Annotated in this window: 21 protein-coding genes; all 21 read left to right on the forward strand. The window is 49.1% G+C overall.

Going from position 1 to position 26,207, the window contains the following annotated elements; translation table 11 throughout:
• Window positions 1-46: 46 nt before the first annotated feature.
• The 21 genes from KDC22_RS17000 (at window position 47) to cntA (ending at window position 26,187) form a co-directional block, all read left to right on the forward strand.
• Window positions 47-1,453, forward strand: coding sequence for an extracellular solute-binding protein (locus tag KDC22_RS17000; protein ID WP_211719753.1), 1,407 nt, complete (start codon window positions 47-49; stop codon window positions 1,451-1,453).
• 195 nt (window positions 1,454-1,648) lie between these two features.
• A complete protein-coding gene (locus KDC22_RS17005; protein WP_246553735.1) occupies window positions 1,649-2,269 on the forward strand; it encodes an MBL fold metallo-hydrolase in 621 nt (206 codons plus the stop codon).
• A gap of 470 nt (window positions 2,270-2,739) precedes the next feature.
• Window positions 2,740-3,603, forward strand: coding sequence for a helix-turn-helix transcriptional regulator (locus tag KDC22_RS17010; protein ID WP_211719754.1), 864 nt, complete (start codon window positions 2,740-2,742; stop codon window positions 3,601-3,603).
• Window positions 3,604-3,724: 121 nt separating this feature from the next.
• Window positions 3,725-3,901, forward strand: a complete 177-nt coding sequence (locus KDC22_RS17015) for an AbfB domain-containing protein (protein WP_211719755.1) — start codon at window positions 3,725-3,727, stop codon at window positions 3,899-3,901.
• A gap of 234 nt (window positions 3,902-4,135) precedes the next feature.
• Complete coding sequence (locus KDC22_RS17020; RefSeq protein WP_425517063.1) at window positions 4,136-6,235, forward strand: serine hydrolase domain-containing protein; 2,100 nt, start codon at window positions 4,136-4,138, stop codon at window positions 6,233-6,235.
• 234 nt (window positions 6,236-6,469) lie between these two features.
• Entirely contained in the window at window positions 6,470-7,933 is a 1,464-nt protein-coding gene (locus KDC22_RS17025; RefSeq protein ID WP_211719757.1) for a glycoside hydrolase family 32 protein, read from the forward strand.
• A 59-nt stretch (window positions 7,934-7,992) separates the two neighbouring features.
• A complete protein-coding gene (locus KDC22_RS17030; RefSeq protein ID WP_173137282.1) occupies window positions 7,993-9,327 on the forward strand; it encodes an ABC transporter substrate-binding protein in 1,335 nt (444 codons plus the stop codon).
• Window positions 9,328-9,417: 90 nt separating this feature from the next.
• On the forward strand, window positions 9,418-10,293 hold the full coding sequence (locus KDC22_RS17035) for a carbohydrate ABC transporter permease (RefSeq protein ID WP_211719758.1): 876 nt from the start codon (window positions 9,418-9,420) through the stop codon (window positions 10,291-10,293).
• 1 nt (window position 10,294) lies between these two features.
• The gene (locus KDC22_RS17040) at window positions 10,295-11,128 is read left to right on the forward strand and encodes a carbohydrate ABC transporter permease (RefSeq protein ID WP_211719759.1); all 834 of its coding nucleotides are present in this window, start codon (window positions 10,295-10,297) and stop codon (window positions 11,126-11,128) included.
• Between the two features lie 21 nt (window positions 11,129-11,149).
• Window positions 11,150-12,238, forward strand: a complete 1,089-nt coding sequence (locus KDC22_RS17045; RefSeq protein ID WP_211719760.1) for a glycoside hydrolase family 172 protein — start codon at window positions 11,150-11,152, stop codon at window positions 12,236-12,238.
• A gap of 45 nt (window positions 12,239-12,283) precedes the next feature.
• A complete protein-coding gene (locus KDC22_RS17050) occupies window positions 12,284-13,276 on the forward strand; it encodes a LacI family DNA-binding transcriptional regulator (protein ID WP_209993002.1) in 993 nt (330 codons plus the stop codon).
• A 104-nt stretch (window positions 13,277-13,380) separates the two neighbouring features.
• The gene (locus tag KDC22_RS17055) at window positions 13,381-14,988 is read left to right on the forward strand and encodes a response regulator transcription factor (protein WP_211719761.1); all 1,608 of its coding nucleotides are present in this window, start codon (window positions 13,381-13,383) and stop codon (window positions 14,986-14,988) included.
• A gap of 7 nt (window positions 14,989-14,995) precedes the next feature.
• On the forward strand, window positions 14,996-16,786 hold the full coding sequence (locus KDC22_RS17060) for a cache domain-containing sensor histidine kinase (RefSeq protein WP_211719762.1): 1,791 nt from the start codon (window positions 14,996-14,998) through the stop codon (window positions 16,784-16,786).
• A gap of 219 nt (window positions 16,787-17,005) precedes the next feature.
• On the forward strand, window positions 17,006-18,376 hold the full coding sequence (locus KDC22_RS17065; RefSeq protein ID WP_246552694.1) for an ABC transporter substrate-binding protein: 1,371 nt from the start codon (window positions 17,006-17,008) through the stop codon (window positions 18,374-18,376).
• Between the two features lie 81 nt (window positions 18,377-18,457).
• Window positions 18,458-19,393 carry a carbohydrate ABC transporter permease gene (locus KDC22_RS17070; RefSeq protein ID WP_209992996.1) on the forward strand — a complete coding sequence of 312 codons (936 nt, stop codon included), beginning with the start codon at window positions 18,458-18,460 and terminating at the stop codon, window positions 19,391-19,393.
• Window positions 19,390-20,223, forward strand: coding sequence for a carbohydrate ABC transporter permease (locus tag KDC22_RS17075; protein WP_173137264.1), 834 nt, complete (start codon window positions 19,390-19,392; stop codon window positions 20,221-20,223). Before KDC22_RS17070 ends, KDC22_RS17075 begins: the two co-directional genes overlap by 4 nt.
• A 26-nt stretch (window positions 20,224-20,249) precedes the next feature.
• The gene (locus KDC22_RS17080) at window positions 20,250-21,407 is read left to right on the forward strand and encodes a glycoside hydrolase family 172 protein (RefSeq protein WP_211719764.1); all 1,158 of its coding nucleotides are present in this window, start codon (window positions 20,250-20,252) and stop codon (window positions 21,405-21,407) included.
• Between the two features lie 216 nt (window positions 21,408-21,623).
• Window positions 21,624-22,454 (forward strand): histidine racemase CntK family protein, encoded by an 831-nt coding sequence (locus KDC22_RS17085; RefSeq protein ID WP_211719765.1) that lies wholly within the window; start codon window positions 21,624-21,626, stop codon window positions 22,452-22,454.
• Window positions 22,455-22,483: 29 nt separating this feature from the next.
• The gene (locus KDC22_RS17090) at window positions 22,484-23,281 is read left to right on the forward strand and encodes an SAM-dependent methyltransferase (RefSeq protein ID WP_211724084.1); all 798 of its coding nucleotides are present in this window, start codon (window positions 22,484-22,486) and stop codon (window positions 23,279-23,281) included.
• A 15-nt stretch (window positions 23,282-23,296) separates the two neighbouring features.
• Window positions 23,297-24,589: an opine metallophore biosynthesis dehydrogenase gene (locus tag KDC22_RS17095; protein WP_211719766.1), complete on the forward strand. Its 1,293-nt coding sequence runs from the start codon at window positions 23,297-23,299 to the stop codon at window positions 24,587-24,589.
• Window positions 24,586-26,187 (forward strand): staphylopine-dependent metal ABC transporter substrate-binding lipoprotein, encoded by a 1,602-nt coding sequence (gene cntA, locus KDC22_RS17100; RefSeq protein WP_211719767.1) that lies wholly within the window; start codon window positions 24,586-24,588, stop codon window positions 26,185-26,187. Before KDC22_RS17095 ends, cntA begins: the two co-directional genes overlap by 4 nt.
• Window positions 26,188-26,207 lie beyond the last annotated feature (20 nt).

Raw genomic sequence — 26,207 nt, forward strand, 5'->3', positions numbered from 1 at the left:
GTATAATGCAACTTATTAAAATATAACGGAGTAAAGGGAGCTAACAATGTCTAATAAATCGATCGTGAAGTTGACAGGAACGCTGCTGCTGGCGTCCACTATGATTTTGAGTGCATGCGGGAATAACGGGAACTCGAATCAGACAGTGAAGGCAAACACTGAACCGGCTGCAACAGAAGGCGCAGGCAATGCGGTTCCTGCTACTGAGAGACCAACAGGAACACTGAAGGTGCAGCTCGTAGGCGATTTCTCGTTGGAGGACAAGACCGATCCAATCTCAGGCCAAACCTCTAAGGGTGTAAAAATGCTTAAAGAGGAGTTCGAGAAGCAGTATCCTGATACATCCGTCGAGTTTGTACTTATGGGCTGGGATAACTATAACGAGAAAACTCAGACGATGCTTCAGTCTGGAGCAGCTGATGTATATCAAGTCCCGGGGATTACCACTTTTGTTGAACAGGGGTTGCTGGAGCCGCTGCAGCCGTATATTGATAAGGACAGCTATGATTTAGGAAAATACTTGAATGGACAAGTGGAAGGCTGGAAGGTAATGGGACCGGATGATCAGGAGCCGCAGATTTATGGCCTTCCGTTTATCGGCGATGCCCGGGTAATTGTATACGACCGTCAATTGTTTGACGATTGGGGAGTGGACTATCTGTCCGAGTCGCCGACCATTGAGGAAGTCCTGGACAAGGCCTCCAAGATGACAGGCAAGAATCCCAAAACAGGTGAGCAGAATTATGGTCTGACCTTTAAGGGCAGCGATGCTGCCGATTCGGTAATGAACATCAATGAATCGCTCGGCGGGCAATGGGGCACAGGATTTCTGTGGAAGGATATGAAGCTGGAATTCAATAGCGATACCATGGTGAAGTCCCTCGATTTAATGAAGCAAGCGACAAAGTATGCACCAGAGGGTGTAATGGCCGGACAAGGTGCCGAAAATTTCCTGACTGAAAAAAACAATATTGCGATCAACCTGCGTGAATCCCCCGGGTTTATTAACAACCTGGCTAACCTTGGGCTGGAGGACCGATACGAAGCTGCCTTGTTATTCAAAAATCTGAAAACAGGAATGGGTGGTATGTTCGCCGGAAGCCCGTTTGCCATTGGTGCATCCAGCAGCAATAAAGACCTGGCTTGGGAATGGCTGAAATTCAGCGGAAGTGAATTCTTCCAGCAATATATGTGGGATGAACAGCGTTCACAGAGTATGCCTGTTATTAAGGCGGCAGAGAACTGGTCTTCTGTGCAGGAGATTGGACAGATGGACATTATTCTGAAGCAAATGGGCCAGTTGTGGACACCACGTTATCCTTACCGCTCCGGTCAGCCGCGCTATATTCTATCTGAGAATGTGGAACGTGTCCTGTTAGGTGAGCTGAGTTCAGCCGATGCGCTGAAGAAAGCTCAAGAGGAAGCCACTAAGTGGCTGGCAGGTCAGCAGTAATCAACTAATCATCGAAGAAGACGCCGGGGAAGATGCCCGGCGTCTTTCTTTTGAAGCCATGTACGAGCGTACTCTCCGTCTGTAAAAAATGTTGACTTGCGGCTTCCTTTAAGTAATATGAAATGAAATAGGAAAGGATGATAAGGAATGTCCATGTCTCGGCCGGATACCGGAATTAAAGCGATAAAGCTGCAGATGGGATCTTTTATTGTATATCCAACGTTGTTGTGGGATGAAAGGAATCTTGTACTTGTTGATACTGGCATATCTGGGCAAATGGATCAGATCCGTACGTTGCTTGAAACAGAAGGCTTTGGACTGGATCAGCTGACACATATCATCATTACGCATCAAGACAGCGACCACATTGGCAGTCTGCCGGAGCTAGTTCAGGCCAGGGGGAACGAGTTGACGGTGCTCGCACATGAGAAGGCTGTGCCCTATTTAACGGGAGCCATTCCGCTAATTAGAAGTAAATCTTTCGCACCGTCCGTGCACGTTCATACGGCACTTAAGGATAGAGACATTCTGCCCCTGGCCGGCGGTATTCAAGCCGTCTTTACACCAGGACACACACCAGATCACATGTCGCTATATCATATCCCAACGCAAACGTTAATTGCTGGCGATGCATTAAGTTCAAAGAATGGTAAGCTCCTGTCCTTTGACGACTATTACACGTTGGATCATCCTACTGCGTTGAAGTCGATTGCTAAACTGCTAGAGTTAGATATTAAAAAAGTGATCACGTATCATGGTAACGAAGCTACTCATCGAATCAAGGAAAGTCTGCAGAAAATAGTAAATGCCAGATGAAGGATTGAAGTTGAACAGACTGGAGATTGAACTTATTGAAGCCTGCGCAAGTTGCAAAATGGTCTGTAAGGAGTGAAATAGGAGTTGGTGGAACTTGAAGAGTATCATGCAATAATGCGAAATATTTTAGAAGGGGAGTTCAATGATGAAAATTATGAAAAAGAAGCTTTTGTTATTGACAACCGTATTGCTGATTAGCTCATTAACAATCTTGACTGCCGCAAGCGCCGAGGAAATCACTACACTTCAGACCACAACAGTGACAACCAATAGCCACGGCATGGGACACTGATTTGTCTGAGAAGAATGAATTTCTATCTTTATTAAGGAAAGACTCTGTCGTCAAGATAGAGTCTTTTTAATTGTTCAATAGAGCAATTACTGCTGATTAGTATTACAAACACTCCCCCTCTCACAAATCTATGTTCATGCTAAAATATACTTATGTGTTGAACAAAGGGGAGTATACAATGCACAATGATACTAAAAACTTTCTAATCAGCATGGAGCGTTTTATGCCCCATACCTTCCAGGCGGAGAAGGGTGAAGGCCTTTTTATGTCGCATTCCCATGATTACGATGAACTGACTCTTATTTTGGAGGGTGAAGGGTATTACAGCTCGCTTGACCAGAATATCAAGGTGTCCAAAGGGGATCTTATTCTGATACCGTCCCGGCTTCACCACGGTTTTGTCTGTACCGAGCCCTGGCAGGGGATCTCTATACATTTCTATCATGACAAGCTGCCGGCATACTGCCAGTATCTCTTTCATAACGCAGAGCCGGAGCAGGACCGCATCCGCAGCGCTTATCTCAGTGAAGAGGATATGAACTGGGCGGGGATCAGTCTCCTTCAACTGGAGAAGGAATGGAAATTAGACAGTTATAATGCAGATTCCTATGTCTTAATGCGGGTAGCCATGGAGACGATCCTGCTGCTGTTCCAGCGGAACAGGGTAACCCTGCGAATGGCCCATGTCTTAGATGACCAGCTCACCATCCAGGAGGTATTGAAGGAGATTCATGCCGGCTATCATACCCAGATTACGGTGAGTGAGCTGGCTGCACGGTATTTTCTGTCCGAAAGCAATCTGCGCAAGAAATTCACAGAGCTGATGGGCGTTTCGCCTAAACAGTATATGATCAATCTTCGCCTGCGCGAAGCGAAGCGGCTTCTGCAGCAGACCGATAAGGCAGTTGAGATCATATCCCACGAGGTCGGATTCACCTCCTCCAGCCGTTTTTATCACTTTTTCATCAAAGCCGTGGGAGCCACGCCGCTGGAATGGCGTAAAAAAGTCAGTGAACAGACCATAACCAATAACCATCCCTGAGGGTGGTTATTTTTTTTGACCGTCGAAAACGCTTTTTGTTAAGATTTTTTTGATCATTAAATAAAGCGTTTTCATAATTGTTCCGGGCAGCGTTTCCCCCAATAATTAAGGAGCAGGGAACTTGTTCAAGAATGATGCCACCTGGCACCTCCGCACCGGACTGACCGGTTCATGGGCAGCTTCCTTTGAGTCCTACAATATTCCGGGCGCTTATATGAGACACCGGGATGGCCTGCTGGAGATATCTACGGTATCGACCTCGGTAGATCAGCAGGATGCTACCTTTTACGTGAAGTAGGCTGCAGACCGGCTGTGGACTGACCCTCAGGAGCGCAATCACTCCGTCCTGAGGGTTTTTTGTATAGTTGAGCTCATTCTTTCGGGCCTGTTCATCCTCCGTTCATGTTGTAGTCATTAAGGGGACATCTTGGTTGTCTATACTGTCTGTAGCGCCCCAACAAGGTGCTCCAATCTAATGATGAAGACAGGAGTAGATGTGTGAGTGAAACCAAGGGAGGTAACAACAATGAAGATGAATACGAGGACAACAAGACACAGAAGTACTATAGCCGCCGTGACAGTCATGCTGACGGTGCTTGCTCCAATGTCTGCAATGGCCGCCCCGGCTGCCGTGAATAACAACAGCAATCTTACGTATGAAGCAACGAAGAACACCATGATGGACAAAGCCAAATTACTGACTGAGACGTACGGTACGACAAGTCTGCAGTATGCGCTCATGGATAATGGGAAGATTGTGGTGTCCGGTCAAACGGGCAAAAATGATATGAACGGCAAGGTACCTCTTACTTCGAACACGGTCTATGGCATTGGTTCAACCAGTAAAATAATGCTTACTGCCGCTGTCATGAAGCTGGTGGACGAGGGTAAGGTCGATCTGGATCTGCCTGTTGTGAACTATATCCCTGACTTCACGATGAGAGATAACCGCTACAAACAGATTACCCCCCGGATGCTGCTGAACCATTCCTCCGGTCTTCTGGGCACCTCAAGCAATAATGCCGCCTTGTACGGAGATAACGACACGTATTTACATGATACGTTTGTGGAGCAATTAGCGAATCAACGCCTGAAGGCAGATCCCGGTGCATACTCCGTTTACAGCAACGATGGGTTTACGTTAGCCGAGATTCTGGTCGAAAGAGTTAGCGGTATCGGTTATACCGCATTTATACACAAATATTTCACAGGGCCGCTGGATATGAAGCATACTACAACGCCACAGGATGTACTTGATCCTGCAGAGATGGCGGGAATCTATTCCCCTTTTTATGAGGGACAACTCCCAAAAGAGAATTATAATATTATCGGTACTGGAGGTCTGTATTCCACCGCTGAAGATTTGGTCAAATTCTCAAGAATCTTCACGGGAGAGGTCAACGGCATTCTATCCAGTACATCTGTAGAAGCCATGGAGCAGGAAGAATATAAAAGAGGCATGTGGTCAGAGGACAGCGATACGTTCATGTCTTACGGGTTAGGGTGGGATACGGTGAACATGTTCCCATTCAACGAGTACGGCATTAAGGCAGTGATGAAGGGGGGAGATACGTTATCTTATCAGTCTTCATTCGTGGTGCTTCCGGAACACAACATGGCTGCAGCAGTTACCTCTTCAGGCGGGACAAGCTTAACCAATCAATTCATTGCGAATGAATTATTGCTCAGCGCACTTGAGGAAAAGAATCTTATTCCAGAACGGAAGCCGGAACAATCATTTGGCGTACCCGTGAAGGCAGACATGCCCCAAGAATTGTCCAAGTATGAAGGGATGTATGGCGGTAATAATTCGGTGATGAAGATCAAAATAAGTCCGGCTGGGCAAATGACCGTATCCACACCTACAGCTCCTAGTAATCCGGCTCAAGAATATACCTATACAGCAGATGGTACTTTTGTTAACAAAGATGGTGCAGGGAAATTGAAATTCGTAGTCGAGAAAAATGGGCATACCTACCTCTGGTCCCGGTCTTATATATCCATACCAGAACTCGGACAGCTGGCTTTCTCAGAATATAAAGCAGAGAAGCTAGAGGCTAATGAATTATCCAAGGAGATTGACGCCGTATGGAACAAGCGCGATGGTACAAAATATTACCTGCTGAATGAAAAGTCCACATCCATGGTCTATCTCAGTGGCACATCCATCCTGCCTATTCAGTTGAATGAAGAGAATCCCGGGTATATGATCAACAATAAGATTCTTGGAGCAAACGAAGCAGCCAATTTGTTGCAAATTCCCGGCACAGCCGGACGCGATACGATGGATATTCATTTCTCTAAAAAGGATGGAGGAGAGTATCTTAAAGCTTCAGGTTATGTATACGCCAGTGAGGAGCTGGTGAAGCCCATCTATTCGGGTAAACAATCCGTAACAACCATTCAGGCAGATGGATATGCCAAATGGTTTTCGGTACCAGCTACTGTGAAAGGGAAAGTCATGACCGTAAAGATTCCTGCAAAGGGGGGCTTTGCCGTATATGACCAGACGGGGATCTGCATGAACCACAGCGTGGTCAGTGGTAAGAATGAGGTTGTCCTACCAGAAAACGGCCGCATTGTATTTGCAGGTGAGGCTGGCTCCAGATTTGAAATTGTATTGAAAAAATAAACTATAACCAAAAAGAGAAACGTTGCTGGCAATAGGCTGGCAGCGTTTTTCTTTTTATTTGCCCCAATGAACTCCCCAGGTAAACATATCTTAGTAAACGTTTTACTTAATTGCGTTGTATCAAACGTAATACATTCTAATAATCTTAACATAATAGCTAATGTAAACGTTGACAACAAAAAATAATATGATAATATATGTTTGTAAAACGTTTTACTAATGGAGATGATGACAATGAAAAAAGTATTCTACAGACCTGCGAATGGCTGGGTAGGAGACGTAATTCCGTTTTATGATCAAGGGGAGTACAAGCTGTATTATCTTCACGATGAGAGAGTGGGAGGGGAGTATGGCAACCATACCTCATGGAATTTGGTGGCCACTGGAAACGGGCTTGATTTTGAGGATTACGGAGAGGTTCTGCCGAATGGCAGTGAGACCGAGTCAGACCGGAACGCATATACCGGATCTGTGATCCGGGACAAGGAAGGCCTGTATCATCTATTCTACACGGGACATAATCCCAACTCTGCGTTTTGCAAGGATGGTAAGCCCTTACAAGTTGTACTGCGTGCCACTGGCACCGACGGTATTCATTGGACGAAGGATCGTGAATTCCAGCTTTACGGGGATGAAGTGATCTATGAGGCATTTGATTGGCGGGACCCTTTTGTATTCTTCAACCAAGAGAAGCAGGAGTACTGGATGCTGGTCACTACCAGGGAAATGAACTCCTCTGAGAAAAGAGGCGGGTGCATCGCACTTCTGACATCGGACGACCTGCTGAGTTGGGAATTCCGTGAGCCCTTCTACAGCCCGGACAAATACATTACGATGGAATGTCCCGATTATTTCCAGATGGGAGAATGGCATTACCTCGTCTACTCCACGTTCAGTGAGAAGTTTGTCACCCATTATAAAAAGAGCAAAACGATTGACGGCTTATATACCTCACCGGTATTGGACACCTTTGACGGCAGAGGATTCTACGCAGCCAAGACAGCCTCAGACGGCGAGAAGCGGTACGCCTTCGGCTGGGTCCCCTCGAAGAAGGGCAGCAATGATTATGGAGATTGGGAGTGGGCAGGCACGCTGATTGTCCATGAAGTGTACCAGAACGAACGGGGAGAGCTGCTGGTGAGAATGCCTTCTTCCATCTATGGACATTTTAATAGGAACGAACCGATTATTCTCCAAGAGGCGGACAATTGCCTGAAGCAGGGGGACAGGCTGCAGCTGTCTTCGCCGGATGGGCTGGCGTATAGCGTACTTAACCCCTTGCCTTCTCAGGTCATGCTTGAGGCTTCCTTTACGGATTGGCAGCATGTTAAGGACTTTGGGATCGCGGTTCGCACGGACCAGACGCTGGACAATGGTTATTTCATCAAGTTTGATCCTTTTCACAACCGGATCACCTTTGATATGTGGCCGAGAAGGGAACCGGGATTTTTCCAATGGCAAATTGCCGGGGACAAACCGCAGATGATTGAGCTGGAGCGTCCACTTAATTTTGCTGCTTATAGCCGAATTCGTATTCAGCTGATTCTGGAAGAAGATATCCTCTGTCTGTATGTCAACGATGAAGTCGCCATGACCACACGAATTTATAATTTCAAAGACGGACATTTTGGTTTTTTTGCCAATGAGGGTGCTGTGAATGTGGAGGACATCCGCATGAAGACGGCCACTGACCGTTAACTGGCAAGGATGAGCTTCATAGAACTTATACCGATTAATCTATTGGAGGGGTTATTACAATGACAAAAACAACTTCTAAAATGTTCGCCGGACTTGCCATATTATCGTTGGCAGCAACAGCTCTGGCGGGCTGCGGCAGCTCTGCGGACAACAAAAACACAAACACCGCTGGTTCAACAGACGCACCTAAGGAGCAGACGGTAACTTGGCTCTCCGCCAGACCGGAGAATGGAGCGATTGTCCAGACAATCCGTGAGCTTGCCGACCGGTTCGCCGCAGACCACCCGGGCTTTAAGCTGGACCTTCAGGTGACGGCGGACAGACCCTCTTATCTGACCAAGCTCAGAACGCTGGTTGCTTCAGGACAGATGCCTGATTTCATTGACAGCGATGCCGACCCTTTTGCCCAGGAGCTTGTAAATGCAGACTTACTGGTGGATATGGGGAAATTCCTGAAGGACGAGGGGCTGTACGATAAATTCTATGAACCCGCGCTGAAATATCAGGAGCTGCCGGATGGAAGCCTGTATCTTCTGCCGATGGAATATCACATGGAAATGACCTGGTATAACAAAAAAATATTTGCAGACAACAACCTTACGGTACCCAAAACCCTTGACGACCTGCTTACAGTCAGCCAAGCGCTCAAAGACAAGGGAATTACGCCAATCGCAGTGGACGGCGTTGATGTATGGCCGGTATTGCGTTATGCAGCCATGTATCCTTTCCGCACCACAGGCAATCAGTTCATCCGTGATTTGAGCCAGGGCAAAGCCAAAATGTCCGATGAGGCAGGCATGCAGGCGGCTACCTTCGCTGCTCAAATCGGTAAATACTTTCAGGAGGGATTCGCAACCACGGATTATACGACAGCCAAAAACATGTTCCTGAACGGAGAAGCTGCCATGTACAACATGGGCACTTGGGAAATCCCATCCTTCGTGGAAGAAAGCCTGCCGGAAGGACTTAAAGGCAATGTCGATTACTTCTATCTGCCTACCACCAGCAATGCGGTTACACCGGAGAATGAATTCTTCGGCAACAGCGGTATCGGACTAGGAGCTTCTGCCAAAACATTCGATGGGCTGCCGAAGGAATTCCTGAGCTATGTCCTGAAAAATTATAGCGATGTCTACGTGGCCAAACAACAAATGTCACCGCTGAAATTCACGATTGACGACGAGTCCAAATTCTCGGAATTGTTCCTGCGGATCAAAAAGGATATGGACAACTATGGCTCAGAGTTCGCCAAGCCTTGGGATACTCTGCTTGATCCGAATACCAACTCGGTGATGAGTGATCTGATTACCAAAATGACTATGGGCTTTATGACTCCTGAGGACTTTGCCAAACAGATTGATGAAGCCATTGCCAAGAATACAGGCAGCAAATAAGTAACCTTGACCTGTCTCCGCCCGGGCTTGCAGGGCCGGGTGGAGCCTTTTGTCAATAATGATGGAATTCCACAAACGGGGTGACCCTAAATGAATGTACTTAAGGACAAAAAAGCGTGGCTGGTCTTCATTTTGCCAGCATTAATATTTTATCTGGGTACGGTCTTTGTTCCCATTATCCAGTCACTGAAATACAGCTTTCAGCAATGGAATGGCATTCAGGAGCCGCGCTATACCGGCTTTGATAATTATATTGCGATGTTTAGTGATTCTTACTTCTGGAATTCAGTGCAGAACAATCTGGTGTACGTAGTGATTGTGGTATTCATGCAGGTGTTCATCGGCTTGTTCTTTGCCCTGCTCCTGTCCTATGTCACCAAAGGTGCAGGGATCTTCAGAACCCTGTATTATTTGCCGGCGGTTGTTGTAACTGTAGCTATTGCGCAGATGTTCCGTAATTTCTACTCGCTTCAGCCTCTGGGTCTCATGAATATGTTCCTGGACTGGGCGGGAATGGGGCATCTGCAATCGGCCTGGCTCTCCAATCCCCATACGGCGTTAATCGCAGTGTCCATTCCCGAGGGATGGCGGTTTATCGGGATGTATATGGTGATCTTTTATGCCGCTCTGATTGCGATCCCCAAAGAAATCGAAGAAGCAGCCAGAATTGACGGTGTAACCGGCTGGCAACTGATTCGTTATATTAAGCTTCCGAGTATCATGCATGTGCTGAGCCTGGCTTTGATTATGTGTACAACCGGGGCGCTGCGCGGCTTCGATATTCCTTACATCATTGGGGTGCCCGGATCTGCTACAGAGCTTGTCACCACCTATATGTACAAGCAGGCGTTCTCCACTATCCAGTATGGGTATGGAAGCTCCATTGCCGTGTTCATCGTTATCGAGAGTCTGCTAGCGGTAATGATCATCCGGGCTATCTTTAATGCGAAGAAAGGAGATGCCTGATATGTTTTCGAGAAAAAAGCTCTCCTCTTCACTGCTCTATCTTCTGGTGATTGTGATTCTCGTGATTCAGATCTACCCTGTAGTGTGGCTGATGCTGTCCAGCTTCAAGTCGAGCATCGAGCTGACGACACGGCCGTTTGCCATGCCTTCGTCCTGGTCGTTTGAGAACTATGCCAGTGTATTCCGGGAGAGCAGTCTGCTCCTGTATATCAAGAATACCGCCATTGTAACCTTTACCTGTCTGGCTCTAATCATTGTACTCAGCGCGACGGCAGGATTTGCCCTTGTCAAAATGATTAACCGGCTGAATTCGAAGCTGCTGCTGTTCTTTACAGTCGGCATCATGATTCCGATTCAGGTTACACTGATTCCTCTGTTTATTATGTACAAGGATTACGGGCTGCTGAATTCGTATCCGGCACTGATCCTGCCGCAGGTCGGTTTCGCTCTGCCTCTGTCCATTCTGATCTTTACCAGCTTCTACAGGTATGTTCCCAATGAGCTTATCGAGGCTGCAGTGATCGACGGCTGTAACATCTATCAGGTGTTTATCCGCATTATTTCACCGCTTACGGTCAATACAACCATTACAGTAGCATCTATTAACTTTATTTTCATCTGGAATGATTTCGTATTCTCCAACACGTTCACGAATGACAAGGCATACAAGACGATTGCGGTCGGGCTGCAGGAATTCATCGGAGCTTTTGGGGCAACGGATTGGGGCCAGACTTTTGCGGCAATCAGTATCAGCATTATTCCCATTATTATTACGTACTTGTTCCTGAACAAATATGTGATGGCCGGGGCGTCAGACGGCGCAGTCAAAGGATAAAGGATAAGGAGACGATAAACGATGCAATCCATGGACCAGCTGTTTGGCAGAATGAAGGGCAAGAGCAGAGCGATTACGGCAGAGAATCCGCAGGGCCTTAAGGGACAAGGGGGCCAGGCGGAAGGGCCTCTGGGCATTGCCCGCAAAGGCAAGGCGTTCATCTCACTCGCTCAGGGAGAAACCGCAACGCTTGTTGATATTGAAGGTCCGGGGATCATTCAGCATATTTGGATGACCGTAACGGATAAGACCGAATCCGGCTGGTTTGTCCTGCGCGATCTGGTACTCCGCATGTATTGGGATCATGAAGAACAGCCTTCCGTTGAAGTTCCGCTAGGGGATTTCTTCTGCAACGGCTTCGGTGCACGGGCCATTGTCAATTCACTGCCGGTAGTGGTGAATCCGGTCGGCGGCATGAACAGCTACTTCGCCATGCCGTTCCGCCAAGCGGCCAGAATAACCATTACGAATGAGCATCCGCAGGACATTGAGGCATTCTTCTATCAATTCGACTACAGGCTGGTTGATGAGCTGGATGAGGATACGGAGTATTTTCACGCCCAGTACCGCAGAGAGAATCCCACTGTGCTGAGGCAGGATTACACTTTAATTGATGGAATTAAAGGGAGAGGCAAATTCATCGGCACATATATGTCCTGGACTTCCCTATCCCGTTATTGGTATGGTGAAGGAGAAGTGAAATTCTATATCGATGGTGACCGGGATTGGCCGACAATCTGCGGCACCGGAGCAGAGGATTATTTCGGAGGCGCCTGGGGATTTGTGAAATATGATAACGGTAACCCGGTACAGGAGCAGACCTACTCCACCCCGTTCATGGGTTTCCCTTATTTTGCGACGAAGGATGACACCCGCTCCCATATTTATGACGGGGCGGCTTGCCCGATGCGGGGCTTCTACCGCTGGCATATCCTCGATCCGATTCTGTTCGAAGAGGAACTGAAGGTGACTGTGCAGCAAATAGGGCATGACGGCCAAGCCTTATTTGAACGCAGTGACGATATCAGCTCGATCAGCTACTGGTATCAGACAGAGCCGCATCAGGCGTTCCCGGAATTTCCGGACGTAATGGAAAGACGTCCGCGTTAAGCGTGGACGTATAGTTGTGCAAGTAAATCCGCAGAGGTGCAGCAAATGGCAAAACAAAGAGTTACACTAGTACAAGTCGCCAAAGATGCAGGTGTATCGCCGGCAACGGTCTCCCATTTCATGAATGGTAACTTTCACCGGATGGGCTCCGAGACCCGGGAGAAAATAAGCGACTCGATCACCAGACTAGGGTACCAGGTGAACCCTGTAGCCAAAAGCCTGATTACCGGCAAAATGCATACCATCGGACTCGTTCTGTCAAACAGCACTTATGACGGTTATTTCGAAGATTTGTATTTCCTGCACTTCGCCAAGGTGCTGAAGCAGCATCTGAAGACCATGGGGTACAAGCTGATTCTCCTGGACTTCGATGAAATCTTCATGAATATCCAGATGGTAGATGGGATTATTGTAAAGGCGACCCTGGAGACAGAGAAGTTCATGCCGAGGCTCATGGATCTCAATGTTCCGGTCATCACCATCGGGCGGCATAATTTACCATATGGTGCTCATATCGTACGGGTGAACGACTATCAGTGCGGCCAGACGGGTGTAGACCATTTAATGTCGCGGGGGCATCACAAAATCATTATTCTGACCTATCCGCACGGACAGGTCCCCGGATTTGACGACCGGTTGAACGGTGCCTCCCAGTCTTTGCAGGAGAAGGGAAATCTTACAACGGTCATTACGGGAGATATGACGGAGAGCTTCGGCTACGAGACCGTCGCGCAGCTGGCCGGGAATGGACAGCTGCCGCAGGCGTTATTCTGCCTGAACGACATTTCAGCCATTGGTGTGCTAAAGGCTTGCAAGGATCTGAAATTATCCGTGCCGGAGGATCTCGCGGTACTTGGTGTGGATGACATGCCGACCGTATCGGAACTGCTAAGTCTCTCCACCATCCGGCATCCGATTAACGAGCTGGCCATGAATGCCTCAGAGCTTATGATTCAATCCGTTGAATCCAAAGGGGAGCCTGCCGAGCCTGTCGACAGAATGTTCCCCATTGAACTGATGGCAAGGCACACCAGCTGAGCAAGACATGGAAGAATGCGTGAAGGATAGAGAAGGTACGGGCTGTCGAGAAGTTTTCGGCAGCCTTTTTCTAAACAGGCTATTCTGCGAGAGGAGAGAGGGCAATGTATAACGTGCTTGTCGCCGATGATGAACCGCGTCACCGCCGCGGCGTATCCGACATGGTTAAGCAGCTCCGTCCGGAATACCGGATTTTCATGGTGAAGGATGGACTGGAGGCTCTGCGGATTATTGAGGAGAACCGGATTGATATTATCCTCACAGATATTAGGATGCCCAATATGGATGGACTGACTCTGATTGAACATATGGAGAGCCGCAGAGAACGGGTCAAAATTGTAATTCTCAGCGTGTACGGAAATTTCGAGTATGCAAGACAGGCGGTGAAGCTTGGCGCCTTCGATTACCTGCTGAAGCCGCTGGCACTGGGAGAACTCTCCGAGATCCTTGACAAGCTCGACACCGCACTGGAGAAGGAACGGCTGAGTCTTCAGACGGGGGCAGTTCTTCAGCAGAGGCTCCACTCGGCAGCCCCGGTCTATGAGCAGCACCTGCTCAGCCGGTGGATGCGCTCGGCTGCAAGTGAGAAGGAGCTTCAGGAAATCCGCACTCTCTTCCCCGCTTCAAACGGGGGGTTCGTGATGCTGGCAAGGTTTCAAAAGCAAGAGATTGCCGGGTCCTATACGCCTGAGGATTTTGAGGAACTGAAAGCCACGGTGAAGAACTGGATGCGGGAAATCTATCAGACGGTTGGTCCTTCGCTATCGTTCAGCCTGGAAGGAGAGCACCCGATCATTGCTTCCGTGGTGACCCCGGCCCATTCCCTGGAGTGGCTGATGAAGCGGGATCTGGAGCAGTTCCGGCAATTCATCCGCCAGATCCGGGAGGAATATGGCCTGACTTTGACTTTGGGGGCCGGGAACTGGGTGGCTGATCCCTATAGCGGGGCTCCGGCATCCTTTGAGCAGGCGCAGAAAGCGCTCGAATATACCTTTTATACGGGAGAGGGGCAGCTTGTCCTTTATGATGAAATCGCTTACAACCCTGACAAGCCCAGCTTGAAGATGATTCCTGCGGATACGGGCATGACGGATGCCTTGGCGCGGATGGACAGGGCTGCGGCTGCTGAGGCCTTGAAGACGCTTATTCAGCGGCTGCTTGAAGGAGATTATCCGTCCCCGGCTCATCTGAAGGACTCTGTTCTGTACGCTCTGGTTCATGAAGTCAAGGGAAACGAAGCCCTGCTGCGCCAGGATGAAGCGAGTAATTTCATTTCAGAGATGGAGTTTCAAATTCCGGCCTGTGAGAGTCTGGAGGAAGTGGAGGCGCGCGGGGTCTCTGTTCTGAACCGGATCATCGGGAGCATCGGGGAACGCAAAAATAACAAAAGCGGGCGGACCATCGGCCTGTGTAAGGCCTTTCTGGAGGAGCACTATATGGAGGATCTGTCGCTGGAGTCTGTCGCCCGGCATTTCTTTTTCAGCTCCGCCTATTTCAGCAGTTTTTTTAAACAGCACACCTCCATGACCTTCACCGAATATTTGCTGCGCCTGCGGCTGGACAAAGCCAAAGAGTTGCTCCAGGACGGGGACCGGAAAATCTCTACCATTGCCTTAAGCGTGGGATTTCGTGATGCGGGTTACTTCACCAGAGTGTTCAAAAGGGAGACTGGACTGGCACCGGAGGAGTTCCGGAAGAAAGATGTATTGTAGGTGGACTATGAGACTGAAGAATAAGCTGGTCTTATCTTATATCGTGCTGATTACGCTACCGCTCACCATCCTGGGCTTTGGTTACTATTATGCAAGCAAGGACATTATGCTGAAGCTGGCCCGCGACAACGTCAGTGAGATTGTGCTGAAGAACAATCAGATCATCAACGAACGGCTGAAGATCATTCAGGAGGACAGCTTATCGCTGATGGTGGAGTGTGAGCTGTACCAGATTTTTGATGAGCCAAGTCCGGCCGTGGGGGTGCAGCTGCTGGAGAACAATAAGAAGGTGACGGGGATTCTTGGCAGGTACTTCTCGCAGTCGGCCGATCTGTATTCCGCTGAACTGGTTACCCGGGGGTTCGTGTATGGAAGCAAGGTCAAGAATACCTATCCGCCGGATCACTTCTACACCTCCGAGCTGTACCGGCGCGCCGCTGAGGGGAAAGGGCGTATCGCCTGGGTGCCGACTTATGATTATACCCGGATGCATAATCTGCCTGAGCTCGCGGGAACGGATATTGATTACCGTTACATGTTCTCAGCGGTACGGCAGATCAATCCCTCCTGTGTACGGAATGACGTCATTGTCCGGGCGGGCGGGGCGTCCGAGAAACCGGTGCTGGTGATGAATTTCAAGGAAGATGTGTATGCAGGTATCTTTAGGGACAGTATTCCCATTAAAGGTTCCGTATTCATGGTGGCCAGTGAGGACGGTACAATCATCTCCCATCAGGACAAGTCGCGCCTGGGGACCATGGAATCCGCCGCCTGGCTGAAGGAGGTGCGCCGCGAGGGCAGCGGGACGGCATATGTAACTACCGGCGGGCAGCGGATGATCGCTTGCTTCGCTGTGTCCCCGGTGACTAACTGGCTGTCGGTAGTGCTGATTCCGCCCGGCGCATTGACCCATGATATTGCGGATACCATTCTGTTCTTTATGATTACACTGGGGGCTCCGCTGCTGGCTCTCTCGCTTCTGTTCGCTTATCTGATCTCCGCACGTATCTCTTCTCCGGTAAGCAAGCTGCTGCTGGCCATCAAGCGGGTGGGCGGCGGTGATTTCAATGCGCAGATCAAGGTGGAGGGCAGAGATGAGCTGGGCCATGTATTGATGAAGTTCAACAGCATGAATGAGCGGGTCAGATCATTGATTGATGAGAATTATGTGGTCAAGCTGCGGGAGCGGGAGACGGAGATCCTCGCGCTGAATATTCAGCTCAATCCCCATTTTCTGTATAATACGCTGAATATTATAAATTGGATGGCTGTACACGGAGAGAAGGAGCAGGTTAGCCATATGCTGATCAGCCTGTCCCGTATGCTGCACTATACTACGGACAACCGGAGGGACCAAATGCTGCTTAGAGAGGATCTCGCCTGGCTGCAGGACTATATAGTGATTATGGCTAACCGTTTCGAGCACCGGTTTCGTGTAGATTTCGATATTCAGCCTGAACTGCTGGAGGTGAATGTACCGAAGCTGTTCCTTCAGCCCTTGCTGGAGAATGCTATCATTCACGGCTTCCGCAATATGGAGAGCGGCGGGCTGATCACCATCTACGGACAGCAACAGGGGAATACCATCCGGTTCTGTGTAGAAGATAACGGCAGCGGGATTGAGCCGGAGCGTATGGAACAGCTGCTGAAGGAGGAGAATGCCAATATAGGTCTGAAAAATGTGGATAAGCGGATCAAGCTGCTGTATGGCAGCGAATATGGCATAGAGATTGAATCGGTCCCTGAATTCGGGACCCGCGTGAAGCTGGTCATACCGTATCCCGGCCTGCGTGAATAATGGCTGACCTTCCAACCTTTCCCGCCGGCCAATGGCCTGCGGGGTTCTTTGGTATCATTGACCGTAAAATCGTACAAGAAACGAAAGATCGTACCATAGGCAACAGCAACAGCTCCATTTACACTGTAATCAGCGGCTGCAGCGCTTACATCCGAATCAAGGGGGATATACAAAATGAGCAGGCACACTGGCAGAACCAAGCTAATGTTACTCTTCCTAATGATTATTGCATTACTTGTAACCGCTTGCGGTAATGGCGGGAACCAAAAAGATACGGCTAATTCAGGTTCAGGCAATACTCCCGCTACTGGAGAAGCAGGCACGGCCACCGGAGAGAAGGTCAAGCTGAAATTCACGTTCTGGGGCAGTCCACAGGAGAAGAAGGCGGTAGAAGACGCTATTAAGGCTTTTGAAGCTAAGAACCCCAACGTCACCATAGATTCCATCCATATCCCGGGCACAGACTTCTTACAGAAGCTGAATGCCATGATCGCCGGGAATGAAGCACCGGATCTCAGCTACTCGGCCGCCTGGAAGCTGAAGATGGGGGAAGAAGGCCTGATCTACAATTTCTTCGATCTCATGAAGGATGACCCCAGCATCAAGAAGGAGGATTACCTTCAGTACGCCTGGTGGAACTGGGATACCGATAAAAGTGCGGGACCTTATCAGGCTTCGGTAGTTCCATCTCTGATGTACAATGCAGATCTGTTCAAAGAGGCGGGGGTTGAGCTGCCGCCAACCAAAGCGGAAGAAGCCTGGCAATGGGATGAATTCGTGGAAACAGCCAAGAAGCTCACCCTTGACCGGAACGGCAAGCATCCGGATGATCCGGGATTTGATCCCAAGAACATCAAGCAATACGGTGTGAAATACAGCCTTAGCTGGTTATCCTACATGCCGCTGGTTCTGTCTAACGGCGGGGACTATTTGATAGGGGGCAAGGAATTCGGGCTCTCCAAGCCTGAAGCGACCGAAGCGATTCAGAAGATTGCTGACCTGATCAATGTCCATCATGTTGCTCCTTCCCCGGTCCAAGCCAGTAGCATTCCGGCACCGGCAACGGCGCTCCAGTCCAAAAAGGTGGCAATGGTCATAGACGGAAGCTGGAACCATCTGGATCTGAGCAAAGCCAATATCAATTGGGGCGTAGGTGTACTGCCGGTGCTGAAGGACTATAAGACTTTCTTCCTTGGAGGCTCCCTGATTATCTTCAAGAGCTCCAAGCATCCGAAGGAAGCCTGGGAGTTCTCCAAATTCCTGACGGATCCGCAGAACGTACTGGAGCTTCATCAGGGGCTCTGGATGCCGCAGCTGAAGCAGTGGTATGAAGATCCGAAGCTGGTGGACAGCTGGGCAAATGAAGAGCTTCCGGGCCGTCCGGCCGGTTTCCAGGATGCCGTTATGCGCTCCACCTACGAACATGCAGAGCCTTCGCCTGAGAATAATGTCCGTAACTTCGTAGAGATCGACGCTGCAGTAACCGCGGGCCTGGATCAGGTATGGCTCAGCACCAAAACGGCCGCCGAAGCGATGAAAGAAGTGGAAGCCAAAGTTAAGCCGCTTATACAAGGAACCTATTTGAAATAACGGACCTTGCCGGAAGGCGGATCTGCCGGATTCTTGGGGCACATCCGCTGCCGGCCAGGCCCGAAGAGAGGATACATGTGTATGGAGCCCGTCTCTTCACTGGGTGTACAACGCGCAAAGACCAAGCGCAATTCCTATAGGAATGAGCTGTATGGCATCTTGTTTGCCTTGCCGGCCATTCTTGGGCTGGTGATATTTACGCTGGGTCCCATGATCTACAGCCTGTATATGAGCTTCACCGACTATTCCGGGTCCAATTCACCCTCCTTTATCGGACTGGATAATTACACCAGAATGTTCAGCGGGGAAGACCAGTATTTCTACAAGGCGCTCGGAGTTACCCTCTATTTTGTCGTACTTAGCGTGCCCACCGGTATTATTTATTCCTTTCTCCTGGCCATTCTGCTGAACAGGAATATCAAAGGCAAAGCCATCTTCCGGACCGTCTTCTATCTGCCGTCCATCGTGCCGATCATCGCGATTTCGTTCATTTGGCTATGGCTCCTGAATCCCGATTTGGGGCTGGCCAACGAGCTGCTCCGCGCCATAGGACTCCCCGGGAGCCAGTGGATTTTTGGAGAGAAATCTGTGGTCCCCTCACTGGCGCTAATGAACCTGTGGACAACGGGAGGGACAATGATTATTTTCCTGGCCGGACTGCAGGATATTCCCCGCTCGCTGTATGAAGCCATTGAGATAGACGGGGGCTCCAAGCTGAACAAGCTGCGGAATATTACCATCCCCATGATGACGCCGACGATCTTTTTCAACCTGATCATGGGGATCATTAATGGATTCCAGGTGTTCTCGCAAGCCTATGTCATGACTAACGGCGGACCCAACAATGCCAGCTTGTTCTATGTCTTCTATCTGTACCGGGAAGCCTTTCAGTTCTCGCGGATGGGAAGCGCAAGCGCCATTGCCTGGGTGCTGTTCATCATCATAATGCTGTTGACCTATACGGTCTTCAAGACATCAAGAAAATGGGTGTATTACGAGGGAGATGAAGCCAGATGAGGACCAAGGCATGGGTTGAAAAGGGATTGGTGTATTTGGTGCTTATGGCCGGAGGCCTCTTCAGTCTGCTGCCGCTGATTTGGCTCATCCGCAGCTCCCTGATGGATATGGGGCAAATTTTTGAGCTGCCGCCCATATGGATACCCAATCCTTTCCGCTTTAGCAATTTTAGCGAAGCGCTGACCATTCTGCCCTTTGGACGTTATTTTATCAATACCACAGTTATTGTGATTTTTTCGATGATTGGTGTGCTTGTTACCTGCTCTATAAGCGCGTACAGCTTTGCACGGATGTCCTGGAGAGGACGCGACCTTATCTTTGGCCTGCTGTTATCCAGTATGATGCTGCCCTATGCGGTTACGCTGATTCCGACCTTCATCGGCTGGAGCAAGCTTGGATTAACCAATTCGTTCATTCCGCTGATTGCACCGGCCTGGTTCGGTGGAGGGGCGTTCAATATCTTCCTGCTGCGCCAGTTCTATCTGAGTATTCCCCGCGATCTGGACGAGGCGGCTTATGTGGACGGTGCCAGCCACGGGCGGATTTTCATCTCCATCATCATTCCTCTGACACGGCCCGCCCTGGTCGTTGTAGGACTGTTTACCTTTCTGGCTTCATGGAATGACTTTCTGGGGCCGCTGGTCTATCTGAACGATGAGTCCAAATATACACTGGCGCTTGGCCTGCAGCAATTCAAGGGCATGTACGCTGCGGAGTGGCATCTGATGATGGCGGCAGCTACGGTAGTGCTGGCTCCGGCGATTATCGTCTTTTTTATCGGACAGAGGTACTTTATCGAAGGTATTACACTTACAGGCATCAAAGCCTAAACCTGCAGAAGGAGTGAGACAATAGGATGAATTCATTATATCAGCGCAAGGAAGGGCAGTCCCGCAGACTATCGAGTTGGGATCAGACCGGGGGCAACCGGGATTTCATCGTGATTGGAGCCGGTCAGACGGCAGCGATCGCAGAGATTGAAGGATCGGGCATCATTCAGCATATCTGGATGACAATCGCAGCCAAGAATAAATATGCATTCCGCAAAGTGCTGGTGCGTATGTTTTGGGATGGAGAAGAAGAGCCTAGTGTAGATTCGCCGGTAGGCGATTTCTTCGGCGTAGGTCATGGGGTTGCCAGCCACTATGTCTCCATGCCGCTCAATATGATTACAACACAGGGTGTCATTGAGGACAAGGCAGCGATGAATTGTTTTTTTGAGATGCCGTTCCGCAGCAGCGCACGGATTGAGATTATCAATGAATGCGAGGATGAGATGGTATTGTACTTCTATGTCGACTATGTGGAGAAAGAGATTCCAGAGGACAGCTTCTACTTCCATGCTTCCTGGCGGAGGGAGAATCCTACCCAGGGGACAGTCGATCTTGCAGCGTTGAAGCTGGAGCATGACGCGCAGGATAAGGCCAATTATGCCGACCAGAAAGTATATGAGCTTAAGAATCTGACGGGTGACGACAACTATGTGCTTATGGATGCGGTGGGAGAGGGGCATTACGTCGGCTGCAATCTCAGCATTGATCACCTGAATCCGATGCCGGGCTTCAGCTGGCCTGGAGAAGGGGATGACATGTTCTTCATCGACGGCGAGCCTTGGCCGCCCCGTCTCCATGGCACGGGTACGGAGGATTATTTCTGTGCAGCCTGGGGTTACCCGTCCGGTAAATACGACAGCCCGTATCACGGGATATCCCTGTACGCGCCCATCCGCGGCAACGGGGACGCATGGAGGGAGAGCAATACGATCCTGTTCAATGACTACTCCGGCAAAATTACGCAATACCGTTTCCATATTGTCGATCCGATCATCTTCCGGGAGTCCCTTCGCTTCAGTATCGAACATGGACACGGAAACTCCCAGTCCAATGATTATTCTTCGGTGGCCTACTGGTATCAGCGTGAGCCTCACAAAGCTTATCCGGAGATGCTGCCCGTAGCCCTTCGGCTGCCGCTGCCTGAGAAGGACAGCGCGAAGCAGTTCTTCCAGACATACTGAACCCAGTGGTCGAAGGACACGAACAGGGTTCCATTGGAAGTCGCTAATTTGGCGGCTTCTTTTGTTTTTTCTTATGGAGAACAAGGTGAATAAAAATGTATTGACCATATTAGAGTCCATGGGTATAATTTACAATGATAATCGTAATCATTACATTTAATTTTCGTTTTGTTTTTGTTAGTGAACAATGAATCTGCGGTTTTAAGGATGTGAGATATGCGCCGGGAAATCTCTTTTGTTAAAGTAAGCCCTACACAGAATATGACCATCCTGGTCAGAAGCAGCCATGAGGAAGACGAATACGCACCGATTGCTCTGAAAATGATGTCTTACGATAACGTATATGCCGAACAAGTCGGATTCATTAAGGAAACCAGACTGCCTGATGCAGATGCAGCACTCCGTATGGCCGGCGGTGAGTTTTGCGGAAATGCCTGCATGGCCTTGGCCGTACTGATGGCCCATCAGCAGACAAGGACCAGTGACTGCAGATCGGTTAAACTGGAGGCTTCAGGAACAGATCAATTGATTCATTGTATGGTGACCAATACTGATGAAGGTTATTGCTGCAAGGTCATGATGCCGTCGCCCTGGAGCATTCAAGCCAAGATATTCAATTATGATGGTAATCAGTTTATGGTCGGTCTAATTCAGTACTCCGATTTCCTTCATGTGGTACTAGAAGTGGAGCGGTTTACTAAGCCGGTCAAAAAAATGGCCCAAAGCTTAGCGAAGTTGCTCGAAATCACGTCGACCCATCAGCTGATCGGCATCCTGCTGTATAAGCCAAGCTCCGGCGAGCTTTTACCGCTTATTCATATTCCTGTGCTGGACAGTATGGTCTGGGAAAGAGGGTGCGGATCAGGAACAGCTTCCATTGGTGCATATATGGCCTGGAAGAACAAGACTCCTTTTGAAGGGGCTATTCTGCAGCCCGGTGGACTCATCAAGGTATCTGCGCATCTGGACAAAAGTGAACTCACCGGCATAAGCATCTCAGGCAATGTCAGCATCGTAGCAGAAGGCACAGCATATATCGATCTTTAATCACCGGAGGAGAGAGGAGAAGGTTGGAGATGCTATTATCTACACTCTATGAATTTGCAGCCAAGTTCCGGAAGATGGCAGATGAGTTTGATGGTACAACCGGGCGAAGTTTGGAACTCACGGATATTATTGACGAATACACCTGTTTTATCATGAATCCTCGCAATCAGGAAATTTGGGAAGAAAAGGTAGGACCGCTAGACTCCAGGGAGGTGATGCGGCTTACAGCAGAATTAAGAGAGGTTTCGGCAAAGTGTGTATCCATTATGGAAAAGTACCGCGCTCTACATTTCTTGAACGGGAGTGAAGAACGAACCGAATATTTTGCTAATATTGAATCCGGCATTGAGCGTGAATTCGGAAGCTTTGAGGTCGGCTCAGACTCCAGGGTAGTCATGGTTGGCGCAGGTGCGTTTCCGATGACGCCGATGCTAATAAGCAGGCGTACGAATGCAGAAGTCCTCGGAATCGATATTGACGAAGAAGCGGTAATCCTGAGCAATAAAGTGCTAAGCAAGCTAGGGCATCATTTACCTGTACGTCTTCTAACAGGGTCTGTTATACAGTATGAACCAGAATTGAAGCAGGCAACACATATCATATTCAGTTCCACTGTGGCGGAAAAGTATAATCTGCTGGATCTTATGTATCCGTTAACCGGCCAGCAGGTCGTTGTAGCGATGAGATACGGGGACCGGATAAAATCCCTCTTCAATTACCCTATGAAAGCTGTTGATGAGACGAAATGGAAACTTGCCGAGCAAATTCAGTGTCCTGATCAGGTTTTCGACGTAGCGCTGTATCGCAAGGCTCATCCGGCATCTTAACAAAGGAGGCTGCATATGGACGACTTCAAGCGTGTGTTATTACTCGGAACCGGGCCAGTCACCATTCAGCTGGCGGTTCTGTTCAAGAATCATTTCCAGTCCCGGATCGGAATTGCCGGAAGAAACTCACACAGATCAGAACAGGTTATGGCCGCACTTCGTGAGAGCGGGAACCGGTTATTCACGACAGTACAGAATGAATCACACCGCCTGATGAAAGGCGAATGCTGTGCGGACCAGGTATTTCAAGGCTATGAGTCGATAACGGGAGCTTGGGATACTGTAATTTTATCCGTAACAGCCGATGCCTATCTGCATGTATTGGGCAGTCTGAACAGAAATCTGCTACGGCATGTGAAATGCCTCATTCTAATTTCTCCTACTTTGGGCTCTAACAGCTTGGTCCACAATTACATAAAAGAGCTGGGGTCTAACGCAGAAGTTATCAGCTGCTCCACTTATCTGGGAGATACTCGCTGGATTCACGGTGTACCGTCCAACGGCGCCATTACTACCGGAGTTAAAAGAAAGGTGTTCATCGGCTCTACCCGGGGCACTTCATACAATCTTGATTCGCTGAACCAGCTTTACAATGTCTTAGGGATTGCGCTTAGTATCATGAGGTCCCCGCTGGAGGCGGAGAGCAGGAATATCTCCTTATTTGTTCATCCGCCGCTGTTCATGAATCACTTCTCGCTCAGTGCAGTATTCGGTCAGAGTCCCGGCAGGAAGTATGTATACAAATTATTTCCGGAGGGGCCGATTACCCACCGGTTAATTCATGAAATGCTGGAGTGCTGGAAGGAATTATCGGGGATCTTCGAAGCGCTTAACCTGCCAAGCTTAAATCTCCTGAAGTTCATGACAGACGATAATTATCCGGTCCGGCCGGAAAGCTTACCGCAGTATGATATTGACAACTTCTTGTCACTGGAACCTATTCATCAGGAATACCTCTTATATATCCGTTACGCTTCCCTGCTGATCGATCCTTTCTCTGAGCCGGACCAGGAGGGGAAATACTATGATTTCTCCGCAGTTCCGATCCAGCCTGTATTTATAAACAGGGAGGGAGAATGGGACATTCCACGGATGCCCAAGGAAGATTATTACCGCATCAAAATCATTCAGGGGATCGCCGGTAAGCTGAAGCTGAGTTGTCCAACCATTGATAAGTTCATTGAGCGTTACGAGCAACAATTAGTGAGTTCCGCTGAGGCGCTTCAAGGGCAGGCTGTATCCGAGGCATTTCATGTCCAATCATTTTCTGAAGATATCAGAATAGTAAATATGGGGGAGTTCAAATGAAAAAAAGATATACCATTATCATGGCAGCACTGACCTCAATGGCTGTATTAGCCGGATGCGAAAAAGCAGAGAACGGACAGACGAATGCATCCAAGCCAAACCAAGAACTGGTTTACGCCACGGTAAAGGATATCAATGATATGAATCCGCATTTGTATCCCGGCTCTATGCCTGCGCAAGGGAAGGTATACGAATCATTGGTTGAGAACACACCTGAAGGAATTAAGCCCCTGCTTGCGGAGTCATGGGATATCTCGGCGGACGGGACGATCTACACGTTCCACCTGAGAGAGGGCGTTACCTTCCATGACGGAGAGCCGTTTAATGCGGAAGCTGTTAAACAGAATATTGACGCAGTCCAGCATAATGCCGCCAAGCATACCTGGATCAAATTGTCGACCAAAATCGTGAATACCAGGGTCATCGACGAATCTACCTTTGAACTGACCTTGTCAGAGCCTTATTATCCGGCATTGCTTGAGCTTTCGATGACGAGACCTTATGTCTTCCTTTCCCCGAAGGACTTTATGAACGGGGAAACCAAGGATGGGGTTAGCGGTTATAACGGTACAGGATCTTACCGGCTAACAGAGCATAAAACGGACCAGTATGCGGTGTTTGAAGCCAACGACGATTATTGGAACGGCGCACCGGCCATCCACAAAATCACAGCAAAGGTACTTCCGACAGGGGAAACAACATTCCTGGCCCTGCAAAAAGGAGAAGTGAACTTTGTCTTTACCGATGACCGGGGGACGGACAGTATTGATGCGGAGGCCATGGACCGGCTGGCTGAATCCGAAGACTATCAGGTAGTGAGAAGTGAGCCGATGAACACGAAAATGATCGTGGCCAACAGCGGCAAGGCAGACAGTCCCGCACATGACAAAGCCGTCCGCGAAGCCATCTGGCATGCCATTGACCGGGAAAGCATCGCCCGGCAAATCTTCAGCGGCAAGGAGACTCCCGCAGACACTTTATTTTCTTCCAATGTGAACTATGCTGATATTGGACTGCAACCGCGGGCCTATGATTTGCAGGCAGCAGAGCGTCTGCTGGAAGAAGCCGGCTGGACACATGCAAGCGGAGAGATCCGCATGAAAGATGGCAGAGCCTTAACCATGAAACTATATTATGATGCGGCTTCCTTATCCCAGAAGACACAAGCGGAACTGATTCAGAATACCGTTCAAGGCATAGGGATGCAGCTGGAGCTGATTGGTGAGGACTCTTCCTCTATTGCGAACCGCAGATCAACAGGCGATTATGATCTCTTGTTTAACCAGACATGGGGACTTGCCTACGACCCGCAAAGCACAGTCTCTGCATTTACTTCGGAAACTGCTTATTATCATGCCACAAAAGGTATTGCCTCCGCGGAGCAGCTTATCAGCCAAATAGAAGAGGTCATGGTGACCACCGATGAGGAGAAACGAAAATCTCTGTATACGGATATTTTAACAAAGGTCCATGAAGAGGCAGTGTTTATTCCGCTTACCAATGGTAATCTTACCGTGGTTGCTCCGAGCAGTCTACAGGGAATTACCTTCAAGCAGACTCAATTCGAGCTGCCCTTCGAGAGCATGCATTTTAAATAAACCGGAGATGAAAGGGGGAG

This window comes from Paenibacillus tritici, assembly GCF_018207515.1.
GTDB classification, from domain to species: Bacteria; Bacillota; Bacilli; order Paenibacillales; family Paenibacillaceae; genus Paenibacillus_AQ; species Paenibacillus_AQ tritici.